Here is an 18,751-nt window from a genome sequence, read left to right as displayed (position 1 = left end):
CGTTGTGCCGGCTTTAATTACTTCACCGGTAGAGATGCTTCGGCTTCGCTCAGCATGACGTTCTTACTTTGCATGCTTAATTGGTTGGCTCATGCTGCACGAAAACTTGCTTCTCATCCTCGGGCTGCTCTTTGCTGTCTTTTTGCTGGTCATGCTTGGGCAGAAGCTGCGGATATCGTACCCCATTTTCCTGGTGCTGGGCGGGTTGGTGCTGGGTTTCGTGCCCGGATTGCCGCGCATCGCCATCGAGCCGGACCTTATATTTTTGATATTCTTGCCGCCTTTGCTCTACGAAGCGGCGTGGTATACCTCGTGGCGCGACTTCTGGCGCTGGAAGCGGCCCATCGGACTGCTGGCCTTTGGGCTGGTGCTGTTTACTTCCGTAATCGTGGCCTACGTGGCGCAGGCCATGATTCCGGGGTTCACGCTGGCGTTGGGGTTCTTGCTGGGCGGCATCATCTCGCCACCCGATGCCGTGGCCGCCACTTCCGTCCTGAAGGGAATCAAAGTGCCAAAACGGGTGCTGGCCATCCTGGGCGGCGAAAGCCTGCTCAACGACGCGTCCAGTTTGATTGTGTTTCGATTTGCGCTGGCCGCGGTGCTCTCGGGCACGTTTGTGTGGCAGCAGGCCGCCACCAGTTTCCTGCTGACGAGCAGCATGGGCATCGTAGTGGGCGTGGGCACGGCGTATGTCTTCTACTCGATTCACAAATACCTGCCCACCACGCCCAGCATCAACACGGCGCTTACCTTGATGGCACCCTACGTGATGTACCTCGTGGCCGAGGAGTTCCACTTTTCGGGCGTGCTGGCGGTGGTGAGTGGCGGCCTGCTGCTGTCGTTTTTCTCCCATTCCGTGTTCGATGCCAGTACCCGGCTGCAAGCCACCGGCGTGTGGGCCAGCGTCAGCTTCGTACTGAACGGTTTGGTTTTCATTCTCATTGGCTTGCAGCTGCCCATTGCGGTCGAAGGACTGGGGGATTATTCGTTGCAGCAGGCCATTTCCTACGGTCTTATTATCAGCGTCATTGTCATTCTGATTCGGCTGCTTTGGATATACCCGGCGGCCTTTTTGCCGCGCTTGTGGAGTGCGCGCATTCGCAACAACGAGACGAGCCCGGGCTGGCAGGGGCCGCTGGTGCTGGGCTGGGCCGGCATGCGGGGCGTGGTGTCGCTGGCTGCGGCCTTGTCCATTCCGCTCCTGGCCAACGGGCAGCCGTTTCCGCAGCGCAACCTGATACTTTTCATCACCTTCGTCGTCATTCTGGTCACGCTGGTTTTCCAGGGGCTCACGCTGCCGGCGCTAATCCGCTTCACCAAGCTCAGCCAACTAGACGAAGCCGTGCCGCCCGAAGAGCAGGAAGCCGGCGTGCGGCTCCGGCTGCGCAAAGCGGCCATTGCGCACCTGAAACAGCAATACGCTACCGAAATGGGCGGCAACAAGCTCGTGGCCCGCTTGCACCAGCGCATGGAAAGCGAGGTGCAGCTCACCGCCCAAACCCTGGCGTCGATAGAATGCGACGAATCGCAGCGCGAGGCCCTGCACCAATACCACCGCGTGCTGCTGGACGTGCTGCGCGTGCAGCGCGACGAGCTGTTTCAAATGCGCCGCCACAACGTGTTTGAGGACGAAGTGCTGCGCCAACAGGAGGCCCAGCTCGATTTGGACGAGGCCAAAGTACTCCACATCGAACATCCCGAATAGACGCCGCCCGGCCGCTTGGTTTGGAGAGCCGAATGCGGCCGGCCACCCTTTTTTATTTCGTGAAATGTCCCCGGATGGGCTTATAAGCTGCGTAATTTCGTCTCGTGCTACGTCCCATTTACTTTCTGTTGTTGCTGGCGCTGGGCGCCACCCAGTTGCCAGCCTGCGCCCAATCCACGGATACACCGCTGGCCGTGGTGATTCCGGCGGGGAAATTGCCGTGGCTCCAAAACCTGGTGGACAGCTCCGCCGTGCTCCGCCAGCACCAAGTAGGCATTAGCCTGGCCGACGCTGCCACCGGCGAAACCCTGTTTGGCTACAACGACAGCCGGTATTTCACCCCGGCCAGCACCATGAAGCTGTTCAGCTTCTACGCGGGGCTGAAACTGCTGCCCGACTCGCTGCCCAGCCTGCGCTATTTCTCCCGGGGCGACACCCTGTTTTTCCAGGGCACCGGCGACCCCACTTTCCTGCACGGCGACGTACCCAGCCGCCGGGCCTACACGTTCCTGGCCACCCGGCCCGAGAAGATGCTGGCCTACTGCGACATTGCCAGCGTACCCGCCTACGGCCCCAGCTGGAGCTGGGACGACTACACCTTCTATTTCCAGCCCGAGCGCACCGCTTTCCCGATTTATGGCAACACCGTGCGGTTCTACGCCGCCGCGCCATTGCGCCCGGTCCAGCGCGCCGGCGGGGCCTCTGCGAAACTGGGACTGCCCTTGCCGCAGCGCGTCCGAGTGCTGCCCCGCTCGTTTGCGCCGCTCACAGAGCTTGCGCCGGCCAACTTCCTGTCGCCAGACATCGACCCCGACACCCACGTGCGCCGCGACCCGCTCACCAACCGCTTCTACACCCTGCCCTCAACTAAGAAATGGATTGACGAAGTGCCATTTAGCACCAGCCGCACGCTGCTGCTGCGCATGATGGGCGACACGCTGCGCCGGGCCATCGTAGGGGCGCAATGGCGGCCCAGAAAAACGGATGAAGTGCGCACCTTGCGCGGCCTGCCCGTCGATTCGCTTTACCGCCGCATGCTGCGCGTGAGCGACAATTTCCTGGCCGAGCAGCTGCTGCTGATGTGCAGCACCACGCTCGGGCACGACTCGCTGAGCACCAGCCGCGCCATCCGCGTCGCGCTCCGCAAACACCTCAACACCCTGCCGGACAAGCCCGTGTGGGTGGATGGCTCGGGCCTTTCGCGCCTCAACCTCGTCACGCCGCGCACGTTTACGGCCCTGTTGCTCAAGCTGCACCAGGAAGTAGAGGAGCCGCGCCTGCTGAACGTGCTAGCGGCCGGCGGCGGCCAGGGCACCCTGCGCAAGCGCTACCGCGATGCCACCGGTACCTGGTTTTGGGGCAAAACCGGCACGCTCACCAATACCGTGAACCTCTGCGGCTACGTGCGCACCAAAACCGGCCGTCTGGTGGCCGTCACGTTCTTCAACAACGGCTACCCGGCCGACGACCAGCCCGTGCGCAACGAAATGGAACGCCTGCTGCGCCAGGTACGCGACCGGCTGTAGGCGCCCGCGCATCCAGAGCTTAAGGGAAAACTGCCCTCAGAACGTGTTTAGATTCTAATTTCGCGTCATGCTGAGCGGAATCGAAGCATCTCTACCGCTTCGTTGAACGGTCCCGTACGAAGCGGTAGAGATGCTTCGACTCCGCTCAGCATGACGTTCTGAAAGGGGAGGTATTTTTCTAAATCCCAACACATTCTTAATACAGCACCCGGAACTTGATGGTGTGCTCTACCTCACGCAACGCCTTGATTACTTCCTGGTCGTACTCGCGGTTGATGTCCGTTATCACGTAGCCGATTAGCTCGTTGGTTTTCAGGTACTGACCCAGGATGTTGACGTGATGGGCGGCCAGCACGTTGTTGATTTTGGCGAGCACGCCGGGCACGTTGGCGTGGATGTGGATGAGGCGGTGGGCCTGCTGCACCGGCAGCTGGATGTTGGGGAAGTTGACCGACTGCTGGGTGTTGCCGGTGTTGATGTAGGCCATGATGCGCTCGGGCACAAACTCGGCGATGTTGCGCTGGGCCTCGGCCGTGCTGCCGCCGATGTGGGGTGTGAGCAGCACGTTGGGCAGGCCGCGAAGCTCGTTTTCAAAGCTTTCGTGGTTGGTTTTGGGTTCGTAGGGGAATACATCCACGGCTGCGCCGCCGAGGTGACCGGAGCGCAGGGCGGCGGCTAGGGCCGGCACGTCCACGACGTGGCCGCGGGCGTTGTTGAGGAACAGCGCGCCGGGCTTCATCTGGGCAAATTCCGGGGCGCCGATGAAGTTCTCATTGGCGGGGCGCCCGTCGATGTGCAGCGTTACTACATCTGCTACGGCCAGCAGTTCTTCCAGCGTGCGGCATTTCACGGCGTTGCCAAGCTGGAGCTTTTCAGCGATGTCGAAATAAACCACTTTCATCCCCACGGCCTCAGCTACCACCGACAGCTGCGAGCCGATGTTGCCGTAGCCCACAATGCCCAGCGTTTTGCCGCGAATCTCGAACGAGCCGTTGGCCGACTTGTCCCACTCGCCAGCGTGCATTTTGGGGTTCTTTTCGGGGATGCGGCGGGCCAGCACAATGATTTCGCCCAGGGCCAGCTCCACTACCGAGCGGGTGTTGCTAAATGGGGCGTTGAACACGGCCACACCGCGCTTCATGGCCTCGGCCAGCTCAATTTGGTTGGTGCCGATGCAAAACGCGCCGATGGCAATCAGCCGGTTGGCTGCTTCGAGTACCCGCTCCGTCACCTGCGTTTTGCTGCGGATGCCGAGGATGCTCACGCCCTCAATTCGCTGAATCAGCTCATCTTCGTCCAAGCCGCCGGGCACGGTTTCTACTTGGTAGCCTTCGGCGCTGAATAACTCTTTGGCGCGGGCATCGGGGTTTTCAAGCAGGAGGACCTTAATGCGGTTTTTGGGGTACGAAAGAGTCATGGGAAGTTTTAGTTGGTACAAAAACTCGTCGAAGGTTGGGAGAACTTCGTCGGCTTGGGCCACCACTGTGGGGCGGCTAACATTCTCGGTGTAAGCGTAAAAGCGGTGGGCCAGTCCGGCCTCGCGGATTTGGTAGTCGGTATACCCGTCGCCGAGTACATAGACGGGTCCGTCCAAATCGAGCAGCACGAGCTGGCGGATTTTTCCGCCGTCGCGGCTCAGCACGTTGGCCGGGTCGCAGCCGGTGATGTTGCCCGCCTCGTCAAAGGTGAAGGTGTTGGCCAGCACGTGGCCGGGCGCGATGCCGAACTCGGCCACCACGGGCTCGATAAACTCCCGGAATCCGCTGCTCACCACATAAATCCGGTCGGCGAAGCGGCGGAAGAAGTCGCCGTTGCGGCGGATGCTCTCGCTCACCTTGGTTTGCAGGCGGGCCACCAGCGGCGCCAGGTGCTTTTCGTTGGCGCCCAGCAGCGCCAGCCGCTTACTCAAGGACTCCTGAAAGCCAATTTCGCCGGCCATGCCTTGGTCCGTGAGGGCCCGAATTTGAGCGACCACCGTGGCCTGGTCGGGGTGGCCTTGCAGGGCAATGTCGGCCAGCTCATCGAGGCCTTCCACTTGCGTGAAGGTCGAATCAAAGTCGAAGACGAGGTAGGGCAGGGGGGCAGCAGGAGCAGACATATGTACAAAGATGCCGCCGCGTTCAGGCAAAAGCGACGTTCACGGGAATTTTTGTGACCGATGGGAAGGACGCGCCTATCTTGCCCCGGCTTTTTCATCGCCATTACGGCGCAAGCGAAGTACGCGCAAGGTGGTCGCGCTTCACCACCAACAAGAGCCCAATTCATGCCCCAACGCCTGCTTTTTGTGTACAACGCCGATGGCGGCCTGTTGCCGGGACTAAAAGACGCATTCCACAAAATCCTCTCGCCGGCCACGTATCCGTGCTCGCTGTGCGCTGTCACGTATGGCGCTACTTCCATGCGGCCGGAGTGGAAAGCCTTTGTGCAGCAGCTGCCCGTGCCAGTTGAATTCCTGCACCGCGACGAATTTGTGCGCGACCATTCGCAATGGCAGCAACACCGGCTGCCGGCCGCTTTTGCCGTACTGGAATCGGGCGAGCTGCAGCCGTTTATTCGGGCCGAGGAAATGGATTCAGCGGACCTCAACGGGCTGATGGAAATGGTGCGGGCGCGGCTGGGGTAGCGGGCCGGTGCCGCTATTACCTTTGGCCGAAGAAATAGGCTTTTTGCTATTTCTGTGTTTTTGTTTCACTTATTGTTTTTCATGAAAATACCTTTCCTCCCCGGCTTGCTGCTGGGCGCGGCCCTGCTCTCTACGGCCGGCGCGGCTTGGGCGCAGCAAGTGCCCACCGGCCCAGCCTACGATGCCCGCACGCTGTTCAACCCGTCGTTCATCGAGCAGCTGGCCACGCCTACGCGCACGGCTGGCGGCCAGCCCGGCGCCGCCTACTGGCAAAATGCGGCTGACTATAAAATCAACGCCAGCCTCGACGACAAAACGGCCCGTGTGACGGCCACCGTCGACATCACCTACACCAACAACAGCCCCGACCGCCTGCCGTTCGTGTGGCTGCAGCTCGACCAAAACCTGTTCCGCAACGACTCGCGCGGGGCGGCGGCCACGCCGGTGGCTGGTGGGCGCTTTGGCAATGCCGCACGCGGGTTTCGGGGTGGCGACTCGCTGCAAACCGTAACCATTGACTTCCACGGTAAAAAGCTGAAAGCCAACTACCGCGTGTACGACACGCGCATGCAAATCCTGTTGCCCGAAGACTTGCGGCCCAAAGGCGACAAGCTTGGTATCCGCATCAGCTACGGCTTCAACATTCCCGAGTACGGCGCCGACCGCCTGGGCCGCCTCAAAACCAAAAACGGCGAAATCTTTGAAGTAGCGCAGTGGTACCCGCGCATGGCGGTGTACGACGACGTGGAAGGCTGGAACACGCTGCCCTACCTGTCGGCCGAGTTTTACCTCGAGTACGGCAACTACGACTACACCATCAACGTGCCCGCCAACTTCATCGTGGGCGGCTCGGGCGAGCTGGTGAACCCGGCCGAAGTGCTAACCGCTACCCAGCAGAAGCGACTGGTCCAGGCCGCGGGCTCCGACAAAACCGTGCTGGTGCGCTCGGCCGACGAGGTGACGCAAGCCAACTCCCGCCCGGCCGGCAAAAACGGCCGCCTGACCTGGCACTTCCGCTGCCAGCAGGCCCGCGACGTGGCCTGGGCTGCCTCGGCCGCCTTTATCTGGGATGCCGCTAAAATGAACCTGCCCAGCGGCCGAAAGTCCATCGCCATGTCGCTGTACCCGACGGAATCGGCGCAGGATACAGCCTGGAACCGTTCGACGGAATACGTGAAAAAGAGCATCGAATACAACTCGAAGCAGTGGTACGAATACACCTACCCCGCGGCCACCAACGTGGCCGGCGTGGTGGGCGGCATGGAGTACCCCGGCATCGTATTCTGCGGCGCCAAAGCCCGCAAAGAAGACCTGTGGGGCGTGACGGACCATGAGTTTGGCCACAACTGGTTTCCAATGATTGTGGGCTCGAACGAGCGCAAGTATCCGTGGATGGACGAAGGCTTTAATACTTTCATCAACATTCTCTCGACCAATGCCTTCAATAACGGCGAGTACAAGTCCTTGAACGACACCGTGCGGCTGGCGCAGGGCCTGGCCCAGGCCATTGCCAACCCCGCCGTGGACCCGCCCTACACCGTGCCCGACGTGACGCAGGCCCGCAACCTGGGCTTTGCGGCCTACAGCAAAATGGGCTACGGCTTGTTTTTGCTGCGCGAAGAGGTGCTGGGCCCCGAGCGGTTCGACTACGCTTTCCGGACCTACATTAAGCGCTGGGCCTTCAAGCACCCGCAGCCCAAAGACTTTTTCCGGACCATGCACGAAGCCAGCGGCGAAGACCTGACTTGGTTCTGGCGCGAGTGGGTGTACAACAACTGGACCCTAGACCAGGCCGTGACCACTGTGGCATATGTGAACCAAGACCCCGCACAAGGCGCGCTCATCACCATCGAAAACCGGGGCCAGGCCGCCATGCCCGTCACGGCCCAAGTGACCGAAACCAACGGCAAAACCAGCCGCGTAAAGCTGCCCGTGGAAATCTGGCAGCGCGGCGGCACCTGGACGTTCCGCTACAACTCCACCACGCCGCTCACGCTCGTGCGCCTGAACGCCAGCAAGCTCTTGCCCGACGCTAACCCTAACAACAACGTGTGGCGGGCGCAGGTGCTGCGCTAAGTCTGCGTTAACTCAAAACGAAAAAGCCCCGGCTGCAATTTGAGCAGCCGGGGCTTTTTTGTTTTCGTCCTTAAAAATCGTTACTGCCAGTGGTGGCGTGGCGGTGTTTGTGCCAGTCGGCATCGTAGCGCGCCCCGCCGAAAAGATAGAGCATGATGGCGCGGGAATACCGAAGGATGAGCGGCGTGAGGAGCAGCGCTACCACGGTCACCGTCACCACGTAGACCCAGGTGTCGGGGTCGCCGAAGAGGAAGTACAGCGGGATGCCCACGGCAAACATGGTGGCCACGTTGAAGGCGAAGGTGATGTACATCGAGCCGAAATAAAAGCCTGGTTCGGGCTCAAACGACTGCCCGCACACGGGGCACTGCGCCGGCATGCGCGCAAACTTGCTGATGTTGAGCGCGGAGTGGCTGAAGAGCTTGCCTTGGTGGCAGCGCGGGCAGCGCAACGCCAACAAAGCCAGGGAAGAAGATTCGAGGGGAGCTTCCATGAGGAAAGGGACGGGAGAAGTGATAACAGCCTATACGGACAAATGGCTGGTAGTATACCAGCGTGGGGCGCAGCTGTTTTCTGATACAAAATTACCGACCTCCTTGCCCGCCCGCGCAGCCTCCTTTCAGGCACTTACAGCACAAATCAACGCTGCTGCCGAAACGCTTCGGGCGTGGTGCCGGCGTACTTGCGGAAGTAGCGCACGAAGTACGAAGCGTCTTCAAAACCAAGCTCGTAGGCTACTTGCGCCACGCCCAGCGCCGAGTGGCTGAGCAGGCGTTGCGCTTCCACAATCACCCGTTCGTGAATGAGGGCGCTGGCTGTTTTATTAAGCACGCGGCGGCACAGCGCATTGAGGTGGTTGGCGCTGAGATGCAGCAAGTCGGCGTAGTCGCGCACGCTGCGTTTGGTGCGGTAGTGCTGGTTGAGCAGGGCGCCCAACTGGCGGATTTGCTGCTGGGCGGGGTTGGATTCGGCAGCGGGCAGGGCGGGGTAGTGGCGGGTGGCCAGTTCCAGGCACAGGTGCAGATAGGTGCAGAATACTTCGGCTTGGTTGGCCTGCGGCTCGGCGTATTCTTGGAACAACTGCTCGAATAAGGGCCGGAACTCGCATTCGTTGGGCGCCAGTTGTAGAGCCGGCGAGTGGGAACTGTTGAAAAACGGGTAGCCGTAGAGGCCGTTCCCCGGATAGCGAAACAGGTAGAAATCGGTATCAAAAAAAACCACGAATCCGCGCACATCGGCCCCCAATTGCCAGTGGTGCACCTGGCCCGGTGCCAGGAAAAACAGGCTGCCTGGCCGCAATTCGTAAGTTACCAAGTCCACGGTGTGCGTGCCCGTGCCTTCGCTGATGTAGAGCAGCAAATAAAAATCATGGGCATGGGGCACGTTCACGTGCGGAAACCGGACCACGTGGGTTTCCAGCCGCTCGCAGTAATAGGGCTGCGCCGCCTGCGCTTGCGGAAACGAGGCGAGGGCAAGAACTGGAGGACCAGTAGTTTTCATGGACAGGACGAGTATAGGCGGCGAAAATAGCCACCGCGCGGCAGGTCGTACCTTTGGGTACTGCTGGGGTCTGGTTGGCCCTGACTGGCGGGCGCCCTTGCGGCGTCGCGTCAACGAGCGGGGCCCCGCGCCTTGGTCGTTGATTTGGAGCACTACTTAAGCTCCAAACCAGCATTGCCGACGCCCGCCAGCAGCGTTTTAGTGTCCGTTGTTGTGAATACGTCTTTATTGAACCGCTCGGCCGTTTGGGCTGGGCTGCTGGGTGCTTGTGGACTACTTGCCAGCTTTAGTGCTTCCGAACACAAGCCGGTTGCCCCGGCCAAGCGCAGCCGCACCTTTGTGCTCACCAGCACCGCTACCGTGCCCGTAGCGCCTACCGGCACCAAAGCCGTGGATTTTTGGCTGCCCGTGCCCCATCCCGACGCCAACCAGGAGGTGCGTGACCTCAAAATTGAGTCGCCCGTGCCCTACAAGATTGAAAAAGGCACATACGGCAACCAAATGCTGCATTTCCGGCTAGCGGCCGCGCCCACGGCTCCGCTGGTGGTGAAGCTGACGGCCACCATCACCCGCCGCGAACACCTGAACCTGAGTGCTAACGGCACCTCCCCAACCAAGCCTAGCAAAAAAGAAAAGGCCGACCCAAACATGGCCCGCTGGCTCGCGCCCGACCGCCTCGTGCCGCTCGACGCCAAAATCAAGCAGCAGGCCCAAGAAGTAGTAACCAAGGCCAACGCCAAAACCGACCTCGACAAGGCCCGCGCTATCTACGAACACGTAGTGAGCACCGTGACCTACGATAAAACCGGCCAGGGCTGGGGCCGCGGCGACATTTATTACGCCTGCGACGCCCGCCGCGGCAATTGCACCGATTTTCACGCCATCGTCATCGGGTATTGCCGGTCGGTGGGTATTCCGGCGCGGTTCAGCATCGGGCTGCCGCTGCCCACCGAGCGCGGCAAGGGCGAAATCAAAGGCTACCACTGCTGGGCCGAATTCTACACCACGGAAACCGGTTGGGTGCCGGTGGATGCTTCCGAAGCAGCGAAGAACCCGGACAAGCGCAACTACTTCTTCGGTGCCCACGACGAAAACCGCGTGGAATTCACTCGCGGCCGTGACTTGGAACTTGCCCCCAAGCAAACCGCGGCGCCGCTCAACTACTTCGTGTATCCCTACGCCGAAGCCGATGGCAAGCCTTTGGAAGTAACTCGGACTTATGAGTTTGCGGACGTGACCAAGAAGTAAGGCACGGTTTGTTCAGTAGAAGCAGAAATGCTGTCCTGCAGAGCGCAGGCAAAGCTCATCTTCCATTCCTTTTATCATACTGACGGAGGAAGCATCTTAGCACGTTTGGACGATTTGTTCTGCCGCGATAAAATGCTTCCTCCGTCAGCATGACAGGAGCTTGGGTTTGCAGCCGGCCGCGGTAGAAATGCTTCGGCAAGCGTAGCAGGACGGACTGGTTGCTTGAAGGAGGGCTTTTAATTCGCGCTTATCGGCTGCGCTTTCTCCAGCGTTGCCAAGTCCTCGGCGCTGAGGCGCAATTCCGTGGCTTCGAGCAGCTCCGTGACCTGGCCCACGCTGGTGGCGCTGGCGATGGGCGCCGTCACGCTGGGCGCCTGCATCAGCCACGCCAATGCGACTTGGGCGGGCGTGGCCTGCTGGCGGTCGGCCACAGCGTCGATGGCGGTGAGCAGGGCAAGGCCTTTTTCGTTGAGGTATTTCTGGCCGACGCCGCCGCCGCGCGGGCTTTTTTGCAGGTCGGCCTCGGTGCGGTACTTGCCGGTGAGGAAGCCGGCCGCCAGCCCGTAATACGGAATGGCACCGATGTTTTCCTGCAGCAGGAGCGGGGCCAGGTTCTGTTCAAAATCTTCCCGGTCGTACAGGTTGTAGAGGTTTTGCAGGGTTTCGTAGCGCGGGAAACCGTGCTGCTTGCTGGCGGCCAAAGACTCGCTCAGGCGCTCCTTTGTGAAGTTGGATGCGCCGATGACGCGCACTTTTCCTGCTTTCACGAGTTGCGCGTAGGCTTCCAGCGTTTCCTCTACGGGCGTGGTGGGGTCGTCTTTGTGCGATTGGTAGAGGTCGATGTAATCGGTCTGCAGGCGCTTGAGCGAGCCTTCCACGGCGCGCAGGATGTAGTCCTTTTTCAGGCCTTTGTTATCGGGGTTCACTTCCCAGCCCACTTTGGTGGCGATGACGACATCGTCGCGCCGGCCGCGCCGCTGCAGCCACTTGCCGATGATGGTTTCGGATTCGCCGCCCACGTGGCCGGGCACCCACACCGAGTAGCCATCGGCGGTATCAATGGCATTGCCGCCGCCGGCCACAAAGGCATCGAGCACAGCAAAAGAAGTGGCTTCGTCGATGGTCCAGCCGAAGACGTTGCCGCCCAGCATGAGGGGCGAAATGGAAAGGCCGGAGCGGCCGAGTGGTCGGGTTTGCATGGAATGGCGGAAAAGGAAGTAGGAGTTGAGGGCCGCGACAAGGCGGCGCGGGTTGTTTAACCGACCAGCCGGCCTTGTGGTTGCGGGTGGGGTGCGGTACTGCGGCATCCCCGAGTGAGTTCTGTCAAAGCTTGGCCGCCTAAAAAAGGCCGCGCCGCTGGGGCGCGTAAGTTTGCCGCTATGAATTATTCCTGGCTTCTTATCGGCGCGGGCGGAGGCTTGGGTGCTATCGCGCGCTACTTGATGCAGCAATACGTGCAGGGCCGCTGGCCGCTGGCCTGGCCCGTGGGCACGGGCGCCGTGAACGCGCTGGGCTGCCTGCTGGCGGGCCTGTTTCTGGGCCTGCTAGAACGACATGAATTAGGCCAGGCGTGGCGGCTGCTGCTCATCACGGGCGTGTGCGGGGGCTTTACTACGTTCTCAGCGTTTGCGCTGGAAAATGTGGGTTTGCTGCGCGCGGGCCATGTGGGCTTGGCCGCGCTGTACGCGGGCGGCAGCGTGGCGGTAGGGGTGCTGGTGGCCGGCGCCGGCTACTGGCTAGCGCGGGGCTGAGGCCGGCGGCTACGTGATGCGCCGCGCCGTGCTGGCCGGCAGCCAGCACTTTTGGCGGCAGATGGGGCAGGCGAAGGCGGGCATGGGCTGCAAGTCCTGCACATGGCCGCAGGTGGTGCAGGCATGGGCACCGGCCGAGGCAATGCTTTCGGAGGCGCGGGCCAGTTCTTCGGGGATGATGGACAGGCCGGGACACACGTCGGCATCTTCGTAAAAAAACAGGCTCAGGTCGCCGGTGGCTTCGCTGTACACGGCTTTTAGCTGGCCCAGGTGCTCAACCTGCTGCTGGCGCAGCTCGCCAAACAGCTCCTTTTGGGTGAGGTTTTGCTGGTTGAAATTGTCCCAGTGCAGTTGGCCTTTTTGGAGGAGCAGCACGTCTTTGCCCTCCATCCAGTCGCTGAATTTGGGCGATACCTCGGTGAAGTAGTTGAACAACCAGTACAGGCCCATCACCACGCCAAACACGATAACGGCATGGCTGAGTGGTACTTCGGGGTAAAACATGGTGTCGCCCGCAATCGAGCCCAACCCGATAACGATGCTGAGCTCAAACAACGACAGCTGCTTCACGCTGCGCCGCCCGGTGATGCGCAGAGCGGCCAGCAGCATGAGGTACGTGGCAATGCACCGCGCCACCACCTCCAGGGCATACAGCGGCGTTTGTTCGCCGGTCCACAGCAGGCGCTGCCAATCAAACGGGGTAACGGGTTCGGCCAGAAACAGGGGCATAGCTTCTCATTAATAAGCTCCGGCTTACGCAGTGGCCGCCCATCCTGTTCAAATCATTCGTTGGCGCTGAGCAAGTCGGCCAGTTGCAGGCTGGTTGTCCGCCCGCCGCAAGCAGGCTCAGACGGCGTAAAACTCCAGCGGCAGCCCGTCGGGGTCAGAAAAAAAGGTGAACTGCCGGCCCGTCAGCTCATCGGTGCGGATGGGCTCGCAGGCCACATCGTGCTGCGTCAGCCAGGCTACAGCGGCCGGCAAATCGGCCACGGCGAAGGCGAGGTGGCGCAGGCCGGCGGCCTCGGGCCAGCTGGGGCGCGGGGGCGGGTTGGGAAAGGAAAACAGCTCCAGCACGTACTGCCCGTTCACGGCTAGGTCCAGCTTGTAGGAATCCCGCTCGGCGCGGTAGGTTTCGCTCAGCACCTGCAGCCCCAGCACTTCGGTGTAGAACCGTTTCGAAACCGTGTAATCGGAACAAATAAGGGCAACGTGGTGCAGGCCCAAGAGGGAAAGCATAGAGCAAGCGGCTTGGTGAAGCGTAGAAATTCCTCCAAAAGTGGCCTGAAATTCGGGCATGAGCGCAGGTTTTGGCCCGGTTGGCGCGCTTGGGAAAGGCCTGAACTCCTCAAATCCGAATGACAGCAGTATCCACCGGCCCGCGAACAGTTACCGGCAGTAAAAAGCCGCCAACCCGCGCCGCTTCGCTTTCGGAGCAACGGGATTGGCAGCGTAAATACCGAGTCTGAAACCGCGTTAGTTAACCTTGTTCAGGAGCTTGTCGAGGGTGCTTTGCAGGTCTTCGCCCCGCAGGTTGGCGGCCACAATTTTGCCACTGGGGTCGATGAGGAAGTTTTGCGGAATGGCCTGCACGCCGTATTCCTGCGCCACGGCGTTGTTCCAGAATTTCAGGTCCGAAACGTGCGTCCAGGTCAGGCCGTCTTTCTCAATGGCGCGGAGCCACGCCTCCCGGGCGCCTTCCTTGTCCAGCGACACGCCGAGGACCGTGAAACCCTTGTCCCTGTACGTGTTGTAGGCTTTCACCACGTTCGGGTTTTCCTGGCGGCAGGGGCCGCACCAGCTGGCCCAGAAATCAACCAGCACGTACTTGCCGCGCAGGCTCGATAGTTTCACGGGCACGTTGTCGGGGGTATTCTGGGTGAAATCCGGCGCCACGGCGCCGATGGCCACCTTTTGCAGGCGCTTGATTTGCTCGTCGATGCGCTGGCCCCGCGGCGTGCTCCGCAGGTTGGCGCTCAGGCCTTGAAACAGCGCGGCGTAGGGCCCCACTTCCGGCACAGAACCGCCCACGTCCTGCAAAACGAACAAGCTAAAACGCGTATCGGGGTGCGTCTTCACGTATTCGGACCGAATTTTTTGCTGCTCCGCTTCGATGGGTTCGAGCTTGGCTTCGAGCTGCTTGAGGTACGCCGCGTCTTTGCGGGTGGCCTCGGGCTGGGCCCGGTATTCTTTGATAATGGCCTCGTACCGGTCACTCTGCGGCTTTAGCGCGGCCTTCAGCTTGGCGTTTTCGTCGTTGAGCGGCGTGCCGCGCACGGTAATTTTGGCAGCCGAATCGGGCGTGGCCACCGTTACCGTTCCCTTTTCCAGGTAGAAGAATTGCTTGCTAGCGTCCTTCGATTTCTTCAAGGGAGTGCCCTTGTGGCTGAAGGTGAGGGAAGCCCGCCCCGGCTCGGGCACAGTACCCTTGAACTCGAAACGGCCATTTTTCACCACCGCCGAGTCCGTCGTCCAGACTTTGTTAACGGGGTAGCCCAGGTAGGCTTTTGTGACGCCGGCTTTGGCGCCCACGGTGCCTTTCACCACGAAGTTTTCGGTTTGAGCCTGGGCCAAGCCGGGCAACAGGAGCAATGCGCTGTACAGGATTTTTTTCATGGAGTTCAGATTAAAGCAGTAGTAGGACACCGTTTGCTCGGCGGTGGTTGCGTCGGGTACCGCGTGGGCATGGCCCGGTTACGCCCTTAAAATACAGGGGTTAGCCAACATACCGCACAGCTGAGCCCGTTATTCGCTCACCCAGCGCGTTTTGTCGGCCACCGGACCGCGCTTGCCGGGGGCGGAGGGCACTTCAATGTAGCCGAGTTGAAAAAAGCCCAGCAGCCGGTCGTCGGCCTCGAGGCCGAAAAAAGCCTTGGCTTCGTCGGTGTACGTGATGCCGCCGCTGCTCCAGTAGCCGCCCAGGCCGTAGGCGTGGGCCGAGAGGTGCAGGTTTTGCACGGCGCAGGCCACGGCTTCAATTTCCTCTACCTCGGGCAGGCGGCGCTCGGTGCGCTTCATGGCAATGGCGATGACGTGCGAGCACCGCGGCGGGTTGGCGCGCAGGTTGGCGTGCTTGGCGGCTTTGAAGGCCGGTCCCGCCGTTTGCTCGTACAAATCGGCCTGGAATTCGGCCAGCCGAACCAAGCCCGCGCCCGTGAATACCGTGAAGTGCCACGGCTCCGACTGCTTGTGGCTGGGGGCCCAGTTGGCATTTTCCAGCAGCTGCCAGATGGTGGAATCGGGGATGACCCGGCCGGGCACGAACTGCGGGATGAACGTGCTGCGCCGGGTGCGGATGAGCTGGTTGATTTGCTCGGTGTCGAAGAGGGGAGAAGTCATGGGGGAGAGCTGGAAATGAGCCAGCCGGCTACTAAAGCTGACGCCAGGCGCCGCTCAATGGTTGGTATTCAAAAACCGCCGCGCAGGTTTTTTGATTGGTTCCGTCCCGCTCAGTCGATGCTGCGCACCGCCCAGCCATGCGCCGCCACCCGCACAGAATCGGACGTGGGAGCCTTCAAATAAACTGTTGAAATGACGTCTTTCCAGGGCTGCGCCGGGCCGGTGGGCAGCGCCACATTCTCGGGCTTGTTGCCAAGATTGATGGCCACAAACACTTTTGCTGCTCCTTTTTGCCGCACGAAGGCAACGCACTGCGCCGGCGCCGGCAGCAATTGAAAAGCGGCTTCGGCGTCAAAATTCCGCAGCGCCGGGTGCTGCTTCTTCAGCTGCAACAGCGTTCCATAAAAATCTTGCAGCGGGTAGTTACTCCACGGAATGGTGTCTTTGTCGAAGAAGCGCAGCCGCTTTTTCATGGCCGACTCCTGGCCGTTGTACAGCATCGGAATGCCCGGCCAGAGCGTGGTGAGCACGGCCATGGCCTGGGCGTTGGCCCCGAGGCGCTCGTACTCGCTGCCGTCCCAGGCGTTGATGTCGTGGGTGCTGGTGAAGGACATCAGATTCACGCCGGGCGGGTAGAACCGGCGCTCGGCGGCCACGTAGCGGGCCAGCTCGGCGGTGGGCTTTTGGTTGCGGCCCAGGCTATCGAGCAGGCCGTGCAGGCGCAGGGCGTAGGTCGCATCGAAGGCTTTTTCCAAGAGGCGGGTATTGGGGTCGAATTCCTGGCGCGAAATGAACGTGGGCGGAAACAGCTCGTCCCATTCGGCCAGCATGAACACGGGCTTGATTTTCTCCAGCTCCTGCCGCGTGTCATTCCAGAAATCGGTGGGCACCAGCCCGGCTACGTCGGCCCGGTAGCCATCGATATCGGCGTTCTTCACCCAATACACCATGCTTTCGGTCATGTATTGGCGCAGGGCGGGCTTGCTGTAATCGAGGTCGATGACGTCCTGCCAGTCGGCCACCGGCGGCCGAAAACCGCCCACGCTGTCGCGGGTGTACCAGTCCGGATGCTGGGTGGTGAGGGCATTGTCCCAGCTGGTGTGGTTGGCCACCCAGTCCAGAATGACGTGCATGCCCAGCCGGTGCGCCTCCTTCACCAGGTGCTGTAAATCGGCCATGGTGCCCAGGTCGGGGTTCACGGCGCGGTAGTCGCGCACGGAGTAGGCGCTGCCCAGCGTGCCCTTGCGGTGGCTCACGCCGATGGGGTTGATGGGCATTAGCCACAAGATGCCGACGCCCATTTTCTGCAGCCGCGGCAGGTGCGGCTCCACCGCCCGAAACGTGCCTTCGGGGCTAAATTGCCGCACATTAACCTGGTAAATGGTGGCCGATGCCGCCCAAGCCGGATGCTTAACAGTGAAGGCGCTAGCGTCCGGTGCCGCCGGTTTTTGGGCGGCTGACTTTTCGGTCGAAGAATTGCTGCCCGACTGGCAGGCGCCGAGTAAAAGCAGCGGCAGCAGGGCCCACCACAGGCCAGCAAGAGGGGCGTGAGTCATGCCGCAAAGTAGGCGTTTCTTGGCAAAGGCGTTGGTGGGGGAAAATAGCGCGAACGTCCCGTTCTTGCGGCGCGCATTATGCCGAGCAGTTTATTTTCCTCTCTGGCCTCCAGGCCCATGCACGTCGACGTTTCCTTCATGGCGATGGCTCTGTTTGCTGTCATCGCGCAGGCCCTGTTCGCGGCCGGGCTTCTGGCCGCCGCGCCCGTCAACCGGGTGTCGAACCGCTTTTTGGCCCTGCTCATGGGCGCCATTGCGCTGTGGGTGCTCGACGGTTTTTTTCGGGTATCGGGGCTGTATGGGCAGAATGCCGGGCTGTATTTCTCGCCCATCTACTATTCGCTGGCGTTTGGGCCGCTGCTGTATTTCTACGTGCGCAGTCTGGTGAACAGCGGGTTTCGGTGGCGGGCCCGGTACTGGTGGCACTTCGGGCCGGTGCTGGCGCAGGCGGGGCTGTATTGGTGGCTGCGCTTTCAGCCCTACGCGGTGCGCTTTGCTTTCTGGGAGCAGGTGCACCAGCCGCTGACCTACCGCCTGGAATTTATCGGCACGTGGGTGTCGCTCATGGCTTACTTATTCCTGAGCCTGCGTTTGCTGCGGGGCTATGGCCGCTGGCTCGAAGACAATTTCTCCGAAGTATCGCGCCTGCGGCTGCGCTGGTTGCGCTGGCTGCTGGTGTTGCTGGCCGTGGTGAGCGGGCAGTGGCTGGTGGAGCTGGTGCTGCGCGAGTTTTTTGGGGTGTACTACCGCTACGATTTTTCCACCGAGCTGCTGGGCGTCGTGGTGTTTGTCATTGGCATTGTGGGCCTGCGGCAGGCCGATATGCGGGCGGTGCATTTCGCGCCAGAGGCCGAACAACTGGAGGCTGAAAGCTCGGAGTCCGTGCCAGCACTCAGCAACGCAGTGCCCAACCCTACGTGGGTTGCTGCTCCGGCCGCTACTGAATCCAGCGCAACGCCAGCCACCTTAGAAACGCCACTGCAACAACACGCCGCAACTGCCGAGCTGCCCATCGCCGTACTTACTCCGCCCGACCCGCTCGTCATGGAGCGCATCCGGCGGGCCTTGGTTGACGACGGCCTGTACCAGAACCCCACGCTGACCCTAGCCCAGCTTTCGGCCCACACCGGCCTGGCCCCACGCCTCATTTCCTTCACCGTGAACGCCGGCTTCGGCCGCTCCTTCAACGACCTGGTGAACGGCTACCGCGTGGCCGAAGTGCAGCGTCGCCTTGCCGCGCCCGATGCCCGGCGCTACACCCTGCTGGGCATCGCCTTCGAGAGCGGCTTCAACTCCAAAACCACCTTCAACCGCATTTTCAAGCAGGTAACCGGCGTGGCCCCGCGGGAGTACCACGCCTGAAGCTGCGGCGGTAGTGGCTCCGAGCAGCTCTAGGCGTTGGGAGGGACCAATATGCGGGAGGTGTTTCC

16 protein-coding genes are annotated in these 18,751 nt (G+C 61.4%); 7 read left to right on the top strand and 9 right to left on the bottom strand.

The features are described 5' to 3' along the window. The first annotated feature begins 91 nt into the window (after nucleotides 1-91). Together I2I05_RS12055 and I2I05_RS12050 are read left to right on the top strand one after the other, a co-directional pair. The gene (locus I2I05_RS12055) at nucleotides 92-1,705 is read left to right on the top strand and encodes a Na+/H+ antiporter (protein WP_196282513.1); all 1,614 of its coding nucleotides are present in this window, start codon (nucleotides 92-94) and stop codon (nucleotides 1,703-1,705) included. 104 nt (nucleotides 1,706-1,809) lie between these two features. Further along, nucleotides 1,810-3,231 carry a D-alanyl-D-alanine carboxypeptidase/D-alanyl-D-alanine-endopeptidase gene (locus I2I05_RS12050; RefSeq protein ID WP_196282512.1) on the top strand — a complete coding sequence of 474 codons (1,422 nt, stop codon included), beginning with the start codon at nucleotides 1,810-1,812 and terminating at the stop codon, nucleotides 3,229-3,231. Between the two features lie 196 nt (nucleotides 3,232-3,427). Here the strand turns inward: I2I05_RS12050 and serA are convergent, their stop codons facing one another. Beyond that, entirely contained in the window at nucleotides 3,428-5,329 is a 1,902-nt protein-coding gene (serA, locus tag I2I05_RS12045) for a phosphoglycerate dehydrogenase (protein WP_196282511.1), read from the bottom strand. A 165-nt stretch (nucleotides 5,330-5,494) separates the two neighbouring features. Between serA and I2I05_RS12040 the strand changes: the two genes are divergently transcribed. Beyond that, the gene (locus I2I05_RS12040) at nucleotides 5,495-5,854 is read left to right on the top strand and encodes a hypothetical protein (protein WP_196282510.1); all 360 of its coding nucleotides are present in this window, start codon (nucleotides 5,495-5,497) and stop codon (nucleotides 5,852-5,854) included. Nucleotides 5,855-5,935: 81 nt separating this feature from the next. Next, complete coding sequence (locus tag I2I05_RS12035; RefSeq protein WP_196282509.1) at nucleotides 5,936-7,930, top strand: M1 family metallopeptidase; 1,995 nt, start codon at nucleotides 5,936-5,938, stop codon at nucleotides 7,928-7,930. A gap of 70 nt (nucleotides 7,931-8,000) precedes the next feature. On the opposite strand, the gene I2I05_RS12030 is transcribed toward I2I05_RS12035, so the two are convergent. Beyond that, complete coding sequence (locus tag I2I05_RS12030; protein WP_230688301.1) at nucleotides 8,001-8,423, bottom strand: DUF983 domain-containing protein; 423 nt, start codon at nucleotides 8,421-8,423, stop codon at nucleotides 8,001-8,003. Nucleotides 8,424-8,569: 146 nt separating this feature from the next. Then, nucleotides 8,570-9,430, bottom strand: a complete 861-nt coding sequence (locus I2I05_RS12025; protein WP_196282508.1) for a helix-turn-helix domain-containing protein — start codon at nucleotides 9,428-9,430, stop codon at nucleotides 8,570-8,572. Nucleotides 9,431-9,643: 213 nt separating this feature from the next. Between I2I05_RS12025 and I2I05_RS12020 the strand changes: the two genes are divergently transcribed. Further along, nucleotides 9,644-10,678, top strand: a complete 1,035-nt coding sequence (locus I2I05_RS12020) for a transglutaminase-like domain-containing protein (protein WP_317192348.1) — start codon at nucleotides 9,644-9,646, stop codon at nucleotides 10,676-10,678. A 236-nt stretch (nucleotides 10,679-10,914) separates the two neighbouring features. On the opposite strand, the gene I2I05_RS12015 is transcribed toward I2I05_RS12020, so the two are convergent. Continuing rightward, entirely contained in the window at nucleotides 10,915-11,877 is a 963-nt protein-coding gene (locus tag I2I05_RS12015) for an aldo/keto reductase (RefSeq protein ID WP_196282507.1), read from the bottom strand. A gap of 180 nt (nucleotides 11,878-12,057) precedes the next feature. Here I2I05_RS12015 and crcB point away from each other — a divergent pair, with 180 nt between their 5' ends. Next, nucleotides 12,058-12,429, top strand: a complete 372-nt coding sequence (gene crcB / locus I2I05_RS12010) for a fluoride efflux transporter CrcB (protein WP_196282506.1) — start codon at nucleotides 12,058-12,060, stop codon at nucleotides 12,427-12,429. Between the two features lie 9 nt (nucleotides 12,430-12,438). Here crcB and I2I05_RS12005 read toward each other — a convergent pair whose 3' ends face one another. The 5 genes from I2I05_RS12005 to I2I05_RS11985 all read right to left on the bottom strand — a co-directional run bounded on the left by I2I05_RS12005 (nucleotide 12,439) and on the right by I2I05_RS11985 (nucleotide 17,321). Then, a complete protein-coding gene (locus I2I05_RS12005) occupies nucleotides 12,439-13,158 on the bottom strand; it encodes a DUF421 domain-containing protein (RefSeq protein WP_196282505.1) in 720 nt (239 codons plus the stop codon). A 117-nt stretch (nucleotides 13,159-13,275) separates the two neighbouring features. After that, nucleotides 13,276-13,665 (bottom strand): SMU1112c/YaeR family gloxylase I-like metalloprotein, encoded by a 390-nt coding sequence (gloA2, locus tag I2I05_RS12000; RefSeq protein ID WP_196282504.1) that lies wholly within the window; start codon nucleotides 13,663-13,665, stop codon nucleotides 13,276-13,278. A gap of 237 nt (nucleotides 13,666-13,902) precedes the next feature. Continuing rightward, entirely contained in the window at nucleotides 13,903-15,042 is a 1,140-nt protein-coding gene (locus tag I2I05_RS11995; RefSeq protein ID WP_196282503.1) for a TlpA disulfide reductase family protein, read from the bottom strand. 129 nt (nucleotides 15,043-15,171) lie between these two features. Further along, a complete protein-coding gene (locus I2I05_RS11990) occupies nucleotides 15,172-15,765 on the bottom strand; it encodes a nitroreductase family protein (RefSeq protein ID WP_196282502.1) in 594 nt (197 codons plus the stop codon). A 110-nt stretch (nucleotides 15,766-15,875) separates the two neighbouring features. After that, nucleotides 15,876-17,321 (bottom strand): alpha-amylase family glycosyl hydrolase, encoded by a 1,446-nt coding sequence (locus I2I05_RS11985; protein ID WP_196282501.1) that lies wholly within the window; start codon nucleotides 17,319-17,321, stop codon nucleotides 15,876-15,878. Between the two features lie 117 nt (nucleotides 17,322-17,438). Here I2I05_RS11985 and I2I05_RS11980 point away from each other — a divergent pair, with 117 nt between their 5' ends. Then, nucleotides 17,439-18,683 carry a helix-turn-helix domain-containing protein gene (locus I2I05_RS11980; protein ID WP_196282500.1) on the top strand — a complete coding sequence of 415 codons (1,245 nt, stop codon included), beginning with the start codon at nucleotides 17,439-17,441 and terminating at the stop codon, nucleotides 18,681-18,683. Nucleotides 18,684-18,751 lie beyond the last annotated feature (68 nt).

The sequence above is a fragment of the Hymenobacter jeongseonensis genome (assembly GCF_015694725.1).
Classification (GTDB): domain Bacteria; phylum Bacteroidota; class Bacteroidia; order Cytophagales; family Hymenobacteraceae; genus Hymenobacter; species Hymenobacter jeongseonensis.
This window is presented reverse-complemented; position numbering and strand designations above follow the sequence as displayed.